The sequence below is a fragment of the Cupriavidus sp. GW823-FHT06D04 genome (assembly GCF_058795055.1).
On record NZ_JBXAHL010000015.1, the window covers coordinates 113589 to 128790 of the forward strand.

The following is a 15202-nucleotide window of genomic DNA, read 5'->3' on the forward strand; positions in this document are numbered from 1 at the left end:
CCGATTGCGGGCACGGGAGGTGAGGGGTGCCGGCTTGCTCATGCGATCAGCTGGCTGGCGGCGGCTGCAATCTTGTCGGCCTGGGGCAGGGCGGCCTCTTCCATATGCCTGGCATAGGGAATCGGTACCTCCGCAGAACAGACTCGTGCGACCGGTGCGTCGAGTTCATAGAAGACCTGTTCGACGATGCGCGCCATCACCTCCGCGGCGAGGCTGACGCTGCGCCAGCCCTCGTCGACGATCACCGCACGACGGCATTTCGCGACGGATGCCATGATGGTCGCATCGTCCAGCGGGCGCAGGACGCGCAAATCGACCACTTCTGCATCGATTCCCTGGGCCGAAAGCAAATCGGCGGCTTGCATCGCCTTGGGCAGGCCGCCACCATACGCGATCAGGGCCACGTCCTTGCCGGTCCGCCTGACCAGTGCCGAATGGATATCCACGACGGACGCTTCCGGGATTTCGCTTTCCACGTTGTACAGGCCTGCATGCTCGAAGATCAGCACCGGGTCGGGATCGGCTAATGCCGGCGCCAGCATGCGGCGTGCATCCTCGACGGTGGCGGGCGCCAGGACCCTGAGGCCCGGTATGCTGGCATACCAGCCCTCGAAGCTGTGGGAATGCTGGGCCGCGACCTGGCGGCCCGCCCCGGTGGCCATCCGGATCACCAGCGGTACGGAGAACTGCCCACCAGACATATGGCGGTACAGGGCTGCGGTATTGACGATCTGGTCGAGTGCGAGCAGGCTGAAATTGACGGTCATCAATTCGACGATGGGGCGCATGCCGCCCAGGGCCGCGCCGATGCCGGCGCCGGTGAAGCCGAGTTCCGAAAGGGGGGTATCGCGGATGCGTTCCGGGCCGAACTCGGTTAGCAGTCCCTTGGAGACCGCATAACTGCCACCGTAGCGGCCAACGTCCTCGCCCATCAGGAAGACGCGACGGTCCTTGGCAAGCGCCTCGCGCAGGGCTTCGCGCACGGCCTCGCGGTAGCTGAGGCGCACGCTCATGGGGTGCCTCCCGCCGGTGAGCACACATCCTTCAGCAGATCCTCGACAGGCTCCAGGGTACCCGCCTCGGCAAAGGCCTCGGCCCTCGCAACCTCCACCCCAACGTCGGCGTCCAGCGAGAGAAATTCGTCTTCCGTCAGCTTGCCTTCCGCCTTCAGCCGCGCGGTGAACGTATGAATGGGACCGCGTGCCTTCCACGCCTCGACTTCGGCCGCCTGGCGATACAGATCCGGGTCGTACATGGAGTGAGCGCGGAAACGATAGGTGCGCAGCTCAAGGAACACCGGCCCCGTGCCGCCCCTGACGCTGGCCACGGCATTCCTGGCAGCTTCGCAGACGGCGACCACGTCCATTCCATCTGCCGCAAAAGCCGGCATCTTGTAGGATGCTGCCTTGACGCAAAGGTCTCTCTGTGACTCATGGCGCTCCAGAGCCGTCCCCATCGCGTAGAGATTGTTTTCGCAGCAGAACAAAAGCGGCAGCTTCCACAATGCGGCCAGGTTCATCGATTCATGGAACGCGCCTTCGGCGACCGCCCCGTCGCCGAAGAAGCAGGCGGTAACGCGCTGGCGGCCCTGCATTTTCTCGGCGAGCGCAAGGCCCACCGCCAGCGGCAGGCCTGCGCCCACGATGGCGTTGCCCCCAAAGAGGCGGGTAGCGCGGCTAAACAGGTGCATGGAGCCGCCGCGGCCTCGCGCACAGCCTTCCTGCTTGCCGTACATTTCGGCCATCAGCACGCCCATGTCCATGCCGCGAACCAGCGCATGCCCGTGTTCGCGATAGGTGGCGACCACATTGTCGTCAGGGGCGAGCGCGTGGAGGACACCAACGCATACGGCTTCCTCGCCGATGTACAGGTGCAGGAAGCCGCGTATCTTGCCCTCGCCGTAGCGCTGCGCGCATGCCTCCTCAAGACGGCGAATACGCACCATGTCGCGCAGCAGCAAAAGCGAGAAAGCCTTGTCATAGGGAACCGGTCCGGCAGGTGGCGGGGGGGCGGGATGCTCGATGTCCATCATGATCCGGTCTCAAGCGTGGAGGTGTCGCCCTCCGGCAGGCCAAGTTCCCGGGCCTTCAGCAATCGGCGCATGATCTTGCCACTGCGTGTTCGTGGCAATTCCGCGAGGAAGGCGATGTGCTTGGGGGCCACCGCCGCGCCGAGGCGGCTCCTGCCATGGCCAAGAAGCTCCAGGCGCAGCGCTTCAGAAGGTTCAAAGCCTTTGTTGAGCGATACGAATGCCTTCACCACTTCCCCTGCCACCGGATCCGGCTTGCCGATGACGCCGGCTTCGGCGACGGCCGGGTGTTCCATCAGCGCACTCTCGACCTCGAAGGGGCCGATCAGGTGTCCCGAAGACTTGATGACGTCATCAGTGCGGCCGACGAACCAGTAGTAGCCGTCGGCATCGCGCCGTGCGAGGTCGCCGGTCAGGTACCATTCGCCGGCGAAGCACTTGCGGTAGCGCGCTTCGTCGTTCAGATAGGCGCGGAACATCGACGGCCAGCCGCTTCTGAGTGCAAGCTCTCCCTCGGTTCCGGGGGTATCGATCAGCTCGGCGCGTCCGTCTTCCTTGCGCAGCACGATGGCCGCGTCCACCCCGGGAAGCGGCCTGCCCATCGACCCAGGCTTGATATCAAAGGCTGGCGTGTTGGCGATCATGATGCCGCCTGTTTCCGTCTGCCACCAGTTGTCGTGAATCGGCAGGCCCAGCACGTTCTTGCCCCACCAGACAGCCTCGGGGTTCAGGGGCTCGCCGACACTGGCGATAAACCGCAGTTTCGGGAAAGCATGCGCTCTGGCCGCATCGGCCCCTGCCTTCATTAGCATGCGGATCGCGGTCGGCGCCGTATACCAGACCGTAACGCCTTCGTCGCGAAGGATTCCATACCAGCGCGCCGCGTCGAATTCTTCGGGGTCCACAATAGACGTTATGCCATGCAGCAATGGGGCGATGGCACCGTAGGATGTGCCGGTCACCCAGCCCGGATCGGCCGTGCACCAAAAGATGTCGTCCGGATGAAGATCGAGCGCATACCTGCCGGTTGCCCAATGGGTGAGCGCCGCGCCATGGACGTGCACCGCCCCCTTTGGCGTGCCGGTCGTGCCACTGGTGAAATGCAACAGCGCCATGTCTTCGGATGTGGTGGGCGTGATCTCGCGCGCGTCCGTCGCGCCGCGCATCATTGCAGCCAGGTCAAGCGTGCCCGGTATTGCGGTGGGGCCGCCGTCTTCGGCGACCAGCAGAACGTGCTTGAGGCTAGGTATGCGGTCGCGCCATGCGGCGACCTTGCGCATGAAGAGTTCATCGGTGGTGACCAGCACCGAGCCCTTGCCAAGGTTCAGTCGCGTGGCGATCGGCTCGGGGCCGAATGCCGAGAACAGCGGCGAGACCACGCAGCCGTTCTTCAGGGCGCCGAGCAGGGCCGTATATAGCTCCGGGATGCGCCCAGCGAGAATGAAGAGCCGGTCTCCCTTGCCCACGCCGAGTTCGCGCAGGACGTTACAGAAGCGATTAGTGAGACCGGCCAGCTCTGCGTAGGTAACGGCGTGCGCTGCCGGTCCGCCGCGGGAAGGAAAGCGGAATGCGACCTTGTCACCCGCACCACTTTCCACATGGCGGTCCACCGCCTGCCAGGCGATATTGAGTCCGCCATCGGGCTGGATGCCGAGGGTCCCGCGGATGGGGTCCCAGGAAAAGCCACGACGCTCCGCCTCATAGTCGGCAAAATTTGGCGCAACACGCAGGTCCGCTGCCGTCTTGTGGATGATTGTTGACAGATCCATTCTGGCGCTTGGTCTCCTTGGGACCACTATAGGAGCAGGGGCAGGCAGCGAAAAGCGGTGCGGCCAGCGCTGCCCGGCCGTCCTCTACCCACGCGGGCAAGGGCGCGCCCGGACCGCTTTAGGGAAGGCATCGGGGCTAACGGTCAGGGTCAGGCTGCCGTAGGGAGCGTTCTCGGTACTTCCGGCATGTCTCTTCCATCTTTCGCCTGTCTGATGCTCATACAGACGAGATCCTTGTCCTTGCTTGCTCGGCGGCAGCAACATGATGCTTGACCGCGATAAAGCTATCGGGACTCACCGACATCGAATCGATGCCGCTTTCGACGAGGTACCCAGCGAACTCCGGGTGATCGCTAGGCGCCTGGCCGCACAAGCCGACATCGGCCCCGGCCTTGTGCGCCTCTGCGATGACGCTGTGGATCATCCATTTGACAGCGTCGTCCTGCTCGTCGAACAACTCCGCGAGTTCTGCCGAATCGCGGTCTACGCCAAGCGTGAGCTGAGTCAGGTCATTGCTGCCGATTGAAAACCCATCGAAGCGCCTGGCGAACTCGCCTGCCAGGATCACGTTCGACGGAATCTCGCACATGACATATACGTTCAGGCCGGCTTCGCCGCGCACGAGGCCGTTCTCCGCCATGACCTCAAGTACGCGGTCCGCCTCTTTTGCGGAGCGGCAGAATGGGATCATGACGATCACATTGGTGAATCCCATCTCCCTGCGCAGGCGGCAAATCGCCTGGCATTCCAGCGCGAAGCCCTCCCGATAGCGGGGAGAGTAGTATCGCGACGCCCCGCGGAATCCAAGCATCGGGTTCTCCTCCCGGGGCTCGAATTCCGCGCCGCCGATCAGATGGGCGTACTCGTTGGTCTTGAAGTCGCTCATGCGGACCACTACCGGATGTGGATACTGGACAGCGGCAATTCTCCCCAGTCCGCGCGCGAGCCGGTCGACAAAGTACTCCGTCTTGCTTTCGTATCCAGCGGTCAAGCCGGCAATTGTCTGCTTCGCCTCATCGTCCTTTAGCGTGTCGTAGCGGACCAGCGCCATTGGATGGATCTTGATGTGATTGTTGATCACGAACTCCATCCGCGCCAGCCCGACGCCATCGGCCGGAATCCGCCACCAGCGGAACGCTGCTGCGGGGTTGGCAAGGTTCAGCATGACCTTGGTATGGGTTGCCGGGATACTGCCAAAGTCGATTTCCTCGACTTCATAGTCGGCGGTGCCTTCGTAGACAAAGCCCTCGCGACCTTCCGCGCAGGAAACGGTGACCTCTTGCTCGTCGTGCAGAAGATGGGTCGCATTGCCCGTGCCGACGATCGCCGGAAGCCCAAGCTCACGGCTTACGATGGCTGCGTGCGAGGTGCGGCCGCCGTGGTCGGTGACGATGGCAGCTGCACGCCGCATGACGGGCACCCAGTCGGGGTCCGTGGATTGGGTCACGAGGATAGCACCGTCGACGAAGCGTCCCATCTCGCGTGGGCTCTCGATCACGCAAACCACGCCCGCCGCGACGGCATCCCCGATGCTCACGCCCGATGCCAGCTTGCGGCCGGCCTTCTTGATGCGGTAGGTCTTCACCGCGCTCGCCTCGCGTCGCGACTGGACGGTTTCCGGTCTGGCCTGGACGATAAACATCTCTGCGCTCTCGCCGTCCTTCGCCCATTCGATGTCCATGGGCTGGCCATAGTGGTCTTCGATCGTGCGGGCCCAGCGCGACAAGGTAAGAATCTCCTCATCTCCCAACACGAAGGACGCGCGTTCTGCCTTCGATGTCGGGACATACTTGGTCGGACCGCGGCTATCGCTCGTGTAGATCATCTTGCGGCTCTTGTCGCCGAGCTTCTTCCCGATGATCGGCGTGAGTGACGGGTCGGACAGAAGCGGCTTGAACACCTCGTATTCGTCCGGTTCGACGGTGCCCTGCACGACGCTCTCGCCCAGACCCCAGGCGGCATTGATCAGGGCCACCTTGTCGAAGCCAGTTTCGGTGTCTATCGAGAACATCACACCGGCGCCGCTCAGGTCGGATCGCACCATGCGTTGGACGCCGACCGACAACGCAACCTTCAGATGGTCGAAGCCCTTCGCCTGCCTGTAGCTGATCGCGCGGTCGGTGAAAAGCGAGGCGTAGCAGCGCCGGCAAGCGTCAAGGAGTGCACGATCACCCCGGATATTGAGGAAGGTTTCCTGTTGTCCGGCGAAGCTGGCATCCGGCAAGTCCTCGGCGGTCGCGCTCGAGCGCACGGCGACGTCCATGTTGACCCGTCCGGTCCGGCGGTTCAGCTCTTCATAAGCCAGACGGATCGCCTCAGCCGTTTCTCTGGGCCATTCGCCGCGGAGGATGAGCTGACGAATGGCGGCCCCGGCCTCGGAGAGGGAAACCTTGCCGTCAGCAAGTTCGCTGAGAACCCTGGACACGGTTTCCTGCAGGCCATTCGTGTCGATGAAGCGCCAGTATGCATCCGCCGTCACTGCGAACCCCGGGGGAATCTTGACGCCTGCGGGCGCGAGGTTGGCCACCATCTCCCCCAGCGACGCGTTCTTGCCACCGACGCGAGGAACATCGGCCCGTCTTAGATCTTCGAACCAGACAACCTGCGTATGTTCGTTGGACATGTGCTGCTCCTTCTCGGTGGACTTATACAGACGCCTAAGCAAATCCAGGATTCCCTTTCAACGCGTAACGTCTGGGAATCTGCCAAGGGGGGTGAACAGCGCTAGCGAGCGACTGACTGATTCACACTAGTGGTGAAATGGCATTGTGGCTTGATACAACGCAAGCCCCCACAAGGCACCCACAAGGCAAGCTTCACCGGCGGCAACTCTGTGCACTGAAGGCGGCACTGGTGCGAAACACGGCGGGATAAGTCGACGCAACGCGATGCAGAGTACGCCGTGTAGGCGCGGGGCGATCATCTCGATGTTGACGTGCATCATGCTTGGCCGCCAGGCGAGCTCCGATAATGAGAAATGGAGACTCAGGCGACAACATTCGCTTTTCGAGCTACGGCACACCAACCCGGTCGCCCGGCGCTTTCGAAGTCCCTGCACAGGAGAGCATCATGGTCTTCAAAACCGTATTGGTCGAACTCGGGCGTGACACAGGCTGCGCCGCTCGTGTAGGCGTTGCAGCGGACCTCGCCAAGCGCTCCGGCGGTCATGTGGTGGGATTGACCGCGACCGGCGTGCCGTTCGAGCGGATTCCGGACGCCGGCAGCGATGCAGAGCGCTACGTGGATGTGGCCAGGATCGGCCTGGCGGCGCAGGCGGAAGAGATGGGCGTCGCGTTCCGGCGCCTGATGGAGCAGGCAGCGCCTGGGGTGGCACATACCCACCGCGTGGTCGAGGAAGACCCGGGATGGGCGTTGGCGCAGGAAGGCCGAGTATCAGACATCGTCGTGCTGGCACCACCGCCCGACCCGTATTCGGTAGGCAGCCTTGCAGCCGAGACCGCCGAATATGTACTGCTAAATGCCGGCAGGCCCGTGTTGCTGGTGCCGGATACTTACCAGCAGGCGGAGATGGAACATATCGTGATCGCTTGGGATGGCTGGCGAGAGGCCGCTCGCGCCGTGGCGGACGCGATGCCGCTATTGCTGTGCGCAGAGCGGGTCACTATCGTGGCAGTATGGAACCGGGACGACCGGCCTACTCCAAAGTCGGAACCAGTCGCGGGCCTGCGTCAATACCTCGAGCGGCATGGCATCGTCGCGGGGGTGTACAACGAACCGACGAGCGAGGCGGTTGGCCGGGTGCTGCTTGAGGCTTCACGGAGCCTGAACGCGGACCTACTGGTGGCCGGTGGCTACGGACATTCCCGCATGCGCGAGGTGATGCTGGGCGGCACCACGCGGACGCTGATGCACCATGCCGGGATGCCACTGCTGCTGTCGCATTGAATGGCGGCGAAGCGCTGTGTGCCACATGCTCACCGCGATTGCGCGGCACGAAGACCGGTGGGCCTGCGCATGTCGCTGATCAGGTCGCGAATTCGCAACCGGTCGGTCAGGGGGACTTTAGGGCTTCGTTGACTGGCATCAACCCGCATGCCCTTGCGACCGCTACTTTGGAAAGAACCATAGCCGAAGCCGAGGTCGCCATGTTCCGCCGAATTCTCCTAGCCATCGATGGCAGCCGTTCATCCTTAAGTGCCCTGGAGCAGGCAGTGTCCATGGCGCTGGCCACCCACGCCGAGGTCAGGGCCATGTTCGTCGTCGACGACAGCGACCTGTTCTTCGAGATCAGCGCGCGTGACCGGCCCGGGCTAATGGCCGACATCATTGCTTATGGCAAGCAGGTGCTGGCTCGCGCCGGCGAGCGCCTGAGTGCCTCCGGCGTGCGCTGGAGCAGCAGGTTGGCCGAGACGCCCGGCACCCCTGCGAGGATTGCCGAGGCGATCGTCGCGGAAGCGGACCACTGGAGCGCGGACCTGATCGTCATGGGCACACACGGCCATCGCGGCGTGCGGCACATGGTGCTGGGCTCGGTCTCGGAGCACGTGGTCAGCAAGACGGTTCGCCCCATACTGCTCGTTCGGCAGCAGTCAGGCAGCGATAGCCCCTGACCGTTCCGTCCCGGTCCGCGGATACCCCAATAATCCTCTCGGAGTGACGCAAATGCAGGTTTCAAGAAGGCTTGGCCTCGGGCTGTCGTCGCTGGCGATTGCCGTTGCGGCGGCCGGTTGCGCCACTCGCGCCGCGCCGGCTGGCGCTGGCGTGCAGATTATGGAGCAGCACGGCGTCTCCTACGTATCGGGTGGGGACGATGAGGCGGGCCTGCAAAGCATGTTGACCGTCGCCGCGCGTTTCAATGTACGGCTGACGATGGTGGATGCCGGGCGCGGCAAACCGCTGGGCGGTGCCACGGTGGTCGTGGCCAGCCAGGCTGGCCGCCCCGTGCTGCACACTACCGCCAGCGGACCTCTGTTCTACATGCGACTCAAGCCGGGTGCCTATCGGCTCGCGGTGGGCTACCAGGGACGGGACCAGATGCGCGACATCGTCGTCGCTGGCGAGCCGCTCGACATGACGTTCCGGCTGCCGGTCAATACGCTCGAGGACGACTGGCTGCTCTGCGGCACGACACCCTGTCCGCGTCGCTGAACCCGACGCCTGGACCGGGTCGCCGCGGGCAGGACACCGCGCGGGTTCGCGGCGGGTCAGAGCGGACCGCGAAAGGGCGACGGAGCCGGAAGAAGCGCTCAGGTCTCGTTCGGGGACAACCAGGCGGGCCGCCCGGCGTGGGCAGGCCTGGAATCCGCGAAGCGCAACGCCTGCACGAAGTCATCGATCTCGGCGGCGGCATCGCCGCTCAGCACGTCACGCTCGAGCAGCACGAGTGCCGGCGCGGGTGTTTTGCCCGTGAGCTTGGCTATCTCCGCCTCTGCCTGGAAGCCCCCGCGCGCTGCCATGACACAGATTGCAGACACGCGCGCGGCCAGCGGCGGCTTGGCGACACTGGCGGCGAGGAATCTGCGCATCGGGGCCGCCAGCCTGCCCATCCATACCGGTGCCAGGACCACGACGTGCTCGCAGCGATCGAGGGCCGGGCCGGCGTAGCGGTACTCGACTTGGCGGTGAAAGAGGATATCGATAACGCACCGGAGGTCGCCAAGGATCCCGGCGCGGCTTTTGACGTCGGCGACCTCGGCCAGTGGCCATCCCGACCGCGCGGCAACGGCCTCGGCGACCTGGCGTACGGTGCCGGTCCGGGAGTAATAAACAATCACGGCTTGGGTCATCACGGGCTCCGGTCAGATGGCAGCGGACGTCGCTGTTTCTGCAGCGTAGGCCTTGCGTGGCGGCCGCCATTGATGCGCATCAACTGGGACATACGGCCTCCCGCCACGGCGGTTGGAGCGCCGTGCCGCGGCTTTGACACATATCAACAGCAGTTGCGCCGGTTGCCCTACGCTGGATTAAGCTAGTCCAGACCCGAGCCACCACAGGCTCCCATCGCCGGAGAATCCGCTATGTACCAGCGCATCCTTGTCGCCATGGACGGCGGCGCCGCTTCGGAACTTGCCCTGGAACAGGCCATGATCATTGCGCTCGCCGCCAGCGCGGAAGTGGAGGTGGTCCATGTGGTCGATGACCGCAGCCCATTCCTGGACGTCAGCAATCTGGATCCGGTGAGATTGATAGAGGACCTCACGACGGCGGGCGAAAGCGTCCTCGCCGCCGCCGCCAGCAGGCTTGCCGCGGCGGGCATTCGCCACGTAACGCGGCTGCTCGGCAAGCCGATGGCGGAGGACGACGTTGCTACCACGATCGCGGCCGAAGCCAATGGCTGGGGCGCCGATCTGGTTGTGATGGGTACGCACGGCCGACGGGGAGTGCGGCGACTCGTCATGGGCAGCGTCGCGCGGAGCGTGATTACCCTAGCCGTCGCGCCCGTCCTGCTGGTCCGCGCCGAGGAGGCGTAGGCAGGCGAACAGACTTTGGAGGGCGTTACGCCAGACAGCTATGCATAAGATCGACTTTGCCGGCGAGATGCCGGATTATTGCCCGACAGGTCCCAGCCTCCAGTGCACCGCGAAGGTGGACGGGTCGCCCGCGACCTATGAAATCACTGCCGAGGCGCTTGAGGATCATTTCGGCGCACGCTCGTACCGCAGTGAAGATTTGCTGCCGGCATTCATCAGCAACCGCCAGGACATTGAACGCGTCGCGGGAGCCCTGTTCGAGATGACGGGTGCGCGGCACATCGTGCTGCACAGCGGCCATTTTCGCTTCGCGGTGTGAAGCGCACGTCGTGGCCGGCGGCAGCCGCCCTGGGGCGGTGCGCGCCCCACAGGGAGCTACCCATGAAGAATCGCTTGCAGTCATGCACCCCGACAATACCGCCAGGATGGCGCAGGCTTGCCGCCTGCGCGTTGGTGCCGCTATGCGCAGCGTGTACCGCCGTACCGGACCCGCTGCGGCCCCCGAAGCCACGCACGATCGCGCTGGCGTCAGGCGACCTGGGGCAACCCGTACCTGGTGTTCCGGGCAATGGCCTCTCATGCTCGGTTGGCCGCGCCGCTCAGTCGTAGCGCAAGTCAATGCCGAAGCCGCCGACCAGTTCGCAATCGACGACTCCCGCTGCGTAGGCGAAGAACCACTCTTCAGCCTGTTGCACGCTACCCCGCAGGGGCCAATCTGGCGTAAAGCGAACGCCGATGCTTCTGTCCGGGGCTGTGAAAAGGACGCCGCCGCTGGGCTTGCCTGGCGCGGTGGCGTCGGGGACGAACAGCACGATATGGAATCCCTTGTACGACCGCTTCGTTTCATGCATGTGAGTCTCCTGCGAGGTTTGCCACCGGGGCGCATTCCAAACGCACCGGCGCTCGCTCTATGGGAATCATAGTGGCGCGAACCAGAGCGGTAGTGGTGCCACCGGTACCGACTGTGGCGCGGACAGGAAGGCGGCTTGATGCACGACAAATCCTGGGCCAAGTGGCGACATAGGCTTAAGCAAGCCCCGTTCGGGGCTGCCTGATGGAGACAATCCATGGAATACGCAACGATCCTGGTTCATCTCGATTCCAGCCGCCGTGTGTACGACCGGCTGAACCTCGCCACCCAGTTGGCGCTGGAGTTCCAATCCACGCTGGTCGGCCTGCTTGCAGTCGGCAAGCCCGATCCCACCGCCGTGCGCTACCTGGTGGACGGTGACCGCTATCTCGCCTCTTACGACGAATGGCAGCATCAGGTCGGCGAGCGGGCCCGCCATGCCCTGATGGGCGCGACGGACGAGGTCGCCGTCACTACGGAATGGCGTGCGCCGGACTGGGCCACGGCGGCGACGGTCCAGGCAGAGGCACATCGGGCGGATCTTGTCATCCTTGGACAGCACGATCCCACTGATGATGCCGCCTACGCCGAGCGTGGCTTTGTTGAATCCATCGTGCTGCAATGCGGGCGGCCGGTGCTGGTGGTGCCGTATGCAGGCCGGTTCCCGCACGTTGGAAAGAACATCATGGTGGCGTGGAACGGCAGCCGCGAGTCGGCGCGGGCCATCCGCGATGCGCTCCCGCTTCTGCAGCGCGCAGACACCGTGGAAGTGGTCTCGTGGACGCCCTCAGGCGTTCTGAAAGGGCCATGGGTGTCGCCGCCTCAGTATGCGGTGGACTGGCTGGCTCGGCATGGCGTGGCAGTGCAGCTGTGCACTTTTGCGGCGGGGGGCGGCGATGACACCGGCCAGATGTTGCTCTCACACGCCGCGGACCGAAATGCTGACCTGATTGTCATGGGGGCCTACGGCCACAGTCGGGTGCACGAGCTGGTCCTTGGCGGTGTTACCCGCACGCTGCTCGAGTCGATGACAGTGCCGGTACTGATGTCGCACTGATTTTGCCATAGTGCCTCGGCGATGCGATGAAAGGAGGTGCGGTGCGGCGGCTGCGACAGAGCGGGATGCCGAGGGAGGTCGGCCGATTACCTATCAACACTGATAGCGGGGTCGCTTGATGAGATACGATGAATAATGGCAGCCGAACACTCCGCCAGCTTGCGCAGGGTTTCTGGAACGAGTTCCTTAGGCGTCGACCGGTATTTCCCGTGTCAGACGGCATGTTTCCGTTCGAGCCGGCTATCCGTAAGCGGTACATCGAGGTCCAAGGTAGAACTTATGCTGTCTGGCGGGCTCGCGCGATTAGGGCTGGCTTTTCTGCCGAGGATTTTTTCCACGCGAGCATTTGCGTACGGGCGGCGATGCACTGATTGCCGCCCGCGCTGGTGGGTGCGCAGTTCTCGTGCCCTAGGCGTTCAGGTTCCGTCTTCCCGACATACCTTTCGGCCCATTGAGAGTTGACTAGAATCTGTCCGCCGGCATGTCTTTCACCGGTAGTTTGCCTTTTCCCAATGTGTAAGGCACAGCGCTGCGAACAAGCCCCTTTCTAGGGTTCCAGAACGTAGGCACCAGGAGCGTCCGCGAGCCCCTGGGCCGGCGCCTGTCGCGTGCAGGATCCGGTCGAGTGGGCCACTAGCCAGTCATGCCACGCCGGCCACCAGGAACCGTCGCGGTACACAGCCACGCTGAGGAACTGCTCCGGGCTCAGGTAGGGCGCGGCGCGCATTCGCGTATGCACATGGTAGCGCCGGCCCGGGTGGCCCGGCTCCGACACGATACCTGCGTTGTGGCCGCCCGAAGTCAGCAAGAAGGTCAGTTCGGCCCGGGTCAGCAAGTGGAGCTTGTACACGGATCGCCAGGGCGAGACGTGGTCGTGTTCGGTGCCTACCACGAAGAGCGGGAGGTCGAGGTCCGACAGGGCGACAGGCTGTCCGCCAACGCATAGCTTGCCGGTGGCCAGCTCGTTGCCCAGGAACAGCTTGTGCAGGCATTCCGAATGCAGGCGGTAAGGCAGTCGCGTGGTGTCGCGGTTCCAAGAGACCAGATCGTTGGCGCGCAAACGTTGGCCGAGCAGGTACTCGCTCATTACGCGCGACCAGATCAGGTCCTGGGCGTTCAGCATCTGAAAGGCAGACTTCATCTGCGGCCCGTCCAGATATCCCTGACTCCACATGAGGGCGTCGAGCGTGGCGAGCGAGCTCTTGTCGATGAACAGGCCCAGTTCGCCCGGATCATGGAAATCGGTTTCGGCCGCAAAGAGCGTCATGCTGGCCAGTGGCCCGCCGGCCGCGTCGCGGGCCAGCATGGCGGCACCCGTGGCAAGCAGGGTGCCGCCCAGGCAATACCCGGCGGCGTGGATGTGCGCGCCGTCGCAGCGCGCGTGCACGGTGTCGAGCGCAGTCAGAAGCCCGGCCTCCAGGTAGGTGTCAAGCCCGAAGTCGCGGGCCGAGGCGTCCGGGTCCTTCCATGAGATCATGAACACGGTATGGCCGCTCTCGACCAGGTAGCGCACCAGCGAATTCTCGGGCTTCAGGTCGAGGATGTAATACCGCATGATCCAGGACGGCACGATCAGGACCGGCTCGCGCCAGACCGTATCGGTGCCGGGTGCGGGCGCATACTCGATCAGTTCGATCAACGCGTTGCGGAACACCACCTTGCCAGGCGTGCACGCCACGTCGCGCCCGGGTAGAAATTCCAGCGCGGGGCGCCCCGCAGGCAGTCCAGGCACCTTTGACAGCAGCTCACTGGCGTCCTGCAGCCAGTGATGGGCGCCTTGCAGGAAGTTGGCGCCGAAGGTGCTCGAGGCGGTCCTGGCAATCGTCGGACTCATCCACCAAACATTACCGGGTGCGAGCAGGTCAAGCCATTGCCGGGCACAGAAGGCGACGATGTGCTGGTGATGGCGCGACAGGCCGTCGATATCCTGCGTCAGCGACTCCCAGAAGGCCTCGTTGCGCATGAACGCATCGCGCCAGCAACGATAAGGCCAGTCCTGCCAGCCGGCATCGGCAAAGCGCTGATCGCTGACGTCAACGGACGGGGGCTCGGCCGCGGTCGGCGACAGCCGTGGCGAATCTTCGATGCTGTGTTGCAGCCACACTTGCCAGGCCTGCACGATCTTTGCCGGGGAGATGCCGAGCTGCAGCGCCCAGTCGAGCCCGGCCAGGCTTGCCGAGATCACCGACAGGCCCCCGGTGGCGCGGGCCAGGCCGGCGCGGATCTGCTTGTCCAACCAGACTTGCGCCGGTATGGCGGGCTGCGGCGCGCATTCCGGCATGGCCGACAGGCTGGGCGGTGACGTCCTGTCGTCGATCCTCATTGCAGGTGTTGCCCGCCGTTGATGGCAAAATTCGCGCCAGTGACGAAGGCCCCGTCGTCGCTGCACAGGTAAGAGATCAGCGCCGCGACCTCGGCCGGCTTGCCTAGCCGGCCGACCGGGATGGTCGGCAACACGTCGCGCTCGAGGATCTCGGCGGGCATGTCCGTCACCATGTGCGTATCCAGGTAGCCCGGCGAAACGGTGTTGACGGTGATGCCTTTGCGCGCGAGTTCCAGCGCCAGCGCCTTGGTGAAGCCATGTACCCCCGCCTTGGCGGCGGCATAGTTGGTCTGGCCAAAGGCGCCCCGCGAGGCATTGACCGACGAGATATTGACGATGCGGCCCCAACCACGCGCCACCATCGGCTCAACCAGCGGCCGCGTCATATGAAAGAGCGAGTCGAGGTCCGTGCGCAGCACGAAGTCCCAGTCAGCCTTATCCATCTTGCGCAGGGTCCGGTCGCGCGTGACCCCGGCATTGTTGATCAGAATATCGACGTCGCCGAGCTCGCTGCGCACTTGCGACACGCAGTGCTGGCAGGACGCGAAGTCCGTCACGTCGACCGGGAACGCCGTGAATTCGCGGCCGGCGGAGCGTTGTGCGCCAAGCCACTGGGTCACGTGGTCATTGTGTACGGAGTGCGTCACCACGACGCGCACGCCGTCAGCCAGCAGCCGCACGGCAATTGCTTCGCCGAGGCCGCCCATGCCTCCCGTTACCAGGGCAATGCGTTGTCCGGCCAT

At 64.4% G+C, this 15202-nt stretch carries 14 protein-coding genes; 6 read left to right on the plus strand and 8 right to left on the minus strand.

Annotation, left to right across the window (positions count from 1 at the left end; genetic code table 11):
- Positions 1-38: 38 nt before the first annotated feature.
- From AC1Q7H_RS19780 to ppsA, 4 genes are all read right to left on the minus strand, one after another.
- Positions 39-1013: an alpha-ketoacid dehydrogenase subunit beta gene (locus tag AC1Q7H_RS19780; RefSeq protein WP_492381592.1), complete on the minus strand. Its 975-nt coding sequence runs from the start codon at positions 1011-1013 to the stop codon at positions 39-41.
- On the minus strand, positions 1010-2032 hold the full coding sequence (pdhA, locus tag AC1Q7H_RS19785) for a pyruvate dehydrogenase (acetyl-transferring) E1 component subunit alpha (RefSeq protein WP_492381593.1): 1023 nt from the start codon (positions 2030-2032) through the stop codon (positions 1010-1012). Before pdhA ends, AC1Q7H_RS19780 begins: the two co-directional genes overlap by 4 nt.
- A complete protein-coding gene (acsA, locus tag AC1Q7H_RS19790; protein WP_492381594.1) occupies positions 2029-3798 on the minus strand; it encodes an acetate--CoA ligase in 1770 nt (589 codons plus the stop codon). Before acsA ends, pdhA begins: the two co-directional genes overlap by 4 nt.
- A gap of 217 nt (positions 3799-4015) precedes the next feature.
- Positions 4016-6421 (minus strand): phosphoenolpyruvate synthase, encoded by a 2406-nt coding sequence (gene ppsA, locus AC1Q7H_RS19795; RefSeq protein ID WP_211982988.1) that lies wholly within the window; start codon positions 6419-6421, stop codon positions 4016-4018.
- Between the two features lie 446 nt (positions 6422-6867).
- Here ppsA and AC1Q7H_RS19800 point away from each other — a divergent pair, with 446 nt between their 5' ends.
- The 3 genes from AC1Q7H_RS19800 to AC1Q7H_RS19810 all read left to right on the plus strand — a co-directional run bounded on the left by AC1Q7H_RS19800 (position 6868) and on the right by AC1Q7H_RS19810 (position 8907).
- Positions 6868-7704, plus strand: coding sequence for a universal stress protein (locus tag AC1Q7H_RS19800; protein WP_492381595.1), 837 nt, complete (start codon positions 6868-6870; stop codon positions 7702-7704).
- Between the two features lie 200 nt (positions 7705-7904).
- Positions 7905-8369 (plus strand): universal stress protein, encoded by a 465-nt coding sequence (locus AC1Q7H_RS19805; RefSeq protein ID WP_153954489.1) that lies wholly within the window; start codon positions 7905-7907, stop codon positions 8367-8369.
- Between the two features lie 52 nt (positions 8370-8421).
- Positions 8422-8907, plus strand: a complete 486-nt coding sequence (locus tag AC1Q7H_RS19810; RefSeq protein WP_153954490.1) for a carboxypeptidase-like regulatory domain-containing protein — start codon at positions 8422-8424, stop codon at positions 8905-8907.
- Between the two features lie 98 nt (positions 8908-9005).
- Here AC1Q7H_RS19810 and AC1Q7H_RS19815 read toward each other — a convergent pair whose 3' ends face one another.
- Positions 9006-9545 (minus strand): flavodoxin family protein, encoded by a 540-nt coding sequence (locus tag AC1Q7H_RS19815; RefSeq protein WP_492381596.1) that lies wholly within the window; start codon positions 9543-9545, stop codon positions 9006-9008.
- 231 nt (positions 9546-9776) lie between these two features.
- Here AC1Q7H_RS19815 and AC1Q7H_RS19820 point away from each other — a divergent pair, with 231 nt between their 5' ends.
- Together AC1Q7H_RS19820 and AC1Q7H_RS19825 are read left to right on the plus strand one after the other, a co-directional pair.
- On the plus strand, positions 9777-10229 hold the full coding sequence (locus tag AC1Q7H_RS19820) for a universal stress protein (protein ID WP_153954492.1): 453 nt from the start codon (positions 9777-9779) through the stop codon (positions 10227-10229).
- 40 nt (positions 10230-10269) lie between these two features.
- Positions 10270-10548, plus strand: coding sequence for a DUF1488 family protein (locus AC1Q7H_RS19825; RefSeq protein WP_153954493.1), 279 nt, complete (start codon positions 10270-10272; stop codon positions 10546-10548).
- A gap of 280 nt (positions 10549-10828) precedes the next feature.
- On the opposite strand, the gene AC1Q7H_RS19830 is transcribed toward AC1Q7H_RS19825, so the two are convergent.
- Entirely contained in the window at positions 10829-11080 is a 252-nt protein-coding gene (locus tag AC1Q7H_RS19830; protein ID WP_492381597.1) for a hypothetical protein, read from the minus strand.
- A gap of 216 nt (positions 11081-11296) precedes the next feature.
- Here AC1Q7H_RS19830 and AC1Q7H_RS19835 point away from each other — a divergent pair, with 216 nt between their 5' ends.
- A complete protein-coding gene (locus AC1Q7H_RS19835) occupies positions 11297-12136 on the plus strand; it encodes a universal stress protein (protein ID WP_153954495.1) in 840 nt (279 codons plus the stop codon).
- A 547-nt stretch (positions 12137-12683) separates the two neighbouring features.
- Here AC1Q7H_RS19835 and AC1Q7H_RS19840 read toward each other — a convergent pair.
- Both AC1Q7H_RS19840 and phbB read right to left on the minus strand, forming a co-directional pair.
- Complete coding sequence (locus tag AC1Q7H_RS19840; protein WP_492381598.1) at positions 12684-14459, minus strand: PHA/PHB synthase family protein; 1776 nt, start codon at positions 14457-14459, stop codon at positions 12684-12686.
- The gene (gene phbB / locus AC1Q7H_RS19845) at positions 14456-15202 is read right to left on the minus strand and encodes an acetoacetyl-CoA reductase (protein WP_211982999.1); all 747 of its coding nucleotides are present in this window, start codon (positions 15200-15202) and stop codon (positions 14456-14458) included. Before phbB ends, AC1Q7H_RS19840 begins: the two co-directional genes overlap by 4 nt.

Bases quoted from the DNA above. Each gene is read 5' to 3' on its own strand.
- AC1Q7H_RS19780 (WP_492381592.1), bottom strand. From the start codon at position 1,013: ATGAGCGTGCGCCTCAGCTACCGCGAGGCCGTGCGCGAAGCCCTGCGC.
- pdhA (WP_492381593.1), bottom strand. From the start codon at position 2,032: ATGATGGACATCGAGCATCCCGCCCCCCCGCCACCTGCCGGACCGGTT.
- acsA (WP_492381594.1), bottom strand. From the start codon at position 3,798: ATGGATCTGTCAACAATCATCCACAAGACGGCAGCGGACCTGCGTGTT.
- ppsA (WP_211982988.1), bottom strand. From the start codon at position 6,421: ATGTCCAACGAACATACGCAGGTTGTCTGGTTCGAAGATCTAAGACGG.
- AC1Q7H_RS19800 (WP_492381595.1), top strand. From the start codon at position 6,868: ATGGTCTTCAAAACCGTATTGGTCGAACTCGGGCGTGACACAGGCTGC.
- AC1Q7H_RS19805 (WP_153954489.1), top strand. From the start codon at position 7,905: ATGTTCCGCCGAATTCTCCTAGCCATCGATGGCAGCCGTTCATCCTTA.
- AC1Q7H_RS19810 (WP_153954490.1), top strand. From the start codon at position 8,422: ATGCAGGTTTCAAGAAGGCTTGGCCTCGGGCTGTCGTCGCTGGCGATT.
- AC1Q7H_RS19815 (WP_492381596.1), bottom strand. From the start codon at position 9,545: ATGACCCAAGCCGTGATTGTTTATTACTCCCGGACCGGCACCGTACGC.
- AC1Q7H_RS19820 (WP_153954492.1), top strand. From the start codon at position 9,777: ATGTACCAGCGCATCCTTGTCGCCATGGACGGCGGCGCCGCTTCGGAA.
- AC1Q7H_RS19825 (WP_153954493.1), top strand. From the start codon at position 10,270: ATGCATAAGATCGACTTTGCCGGCGAGATGCCGGATTATTGCCCGACA.
- AC1Q7H_RS19830 (WP_492381597.1), bottom strand. From the start codon at position 11,080: ATGCATGAAACGAAGCGGTCGTACAAGGGATTCCATATCGTGCTGTTC.
- AC1Q7H_RS19835 (WP_153954495.1), top strand. From the start codon at position 11,297: ATGGAATACGCAACGATCCTGGTTCATCTCGATTCCAGCCGCCGTGTG.
- AC1Q7H_RS19840 (WP_492381598.1), bottom strand. From the start codon at position 14,459: ATGAGGATCGACGACAGGACGTCACCGCCCAGCCTGTCGGCCATGCCG.
- phbB (WP_211982999.1), bottom strand. From the start codon at position 15,202: ATGGCCGGACAACGCATTGCCCTGGTAACGGGAGGCATGGGCGGCCTC.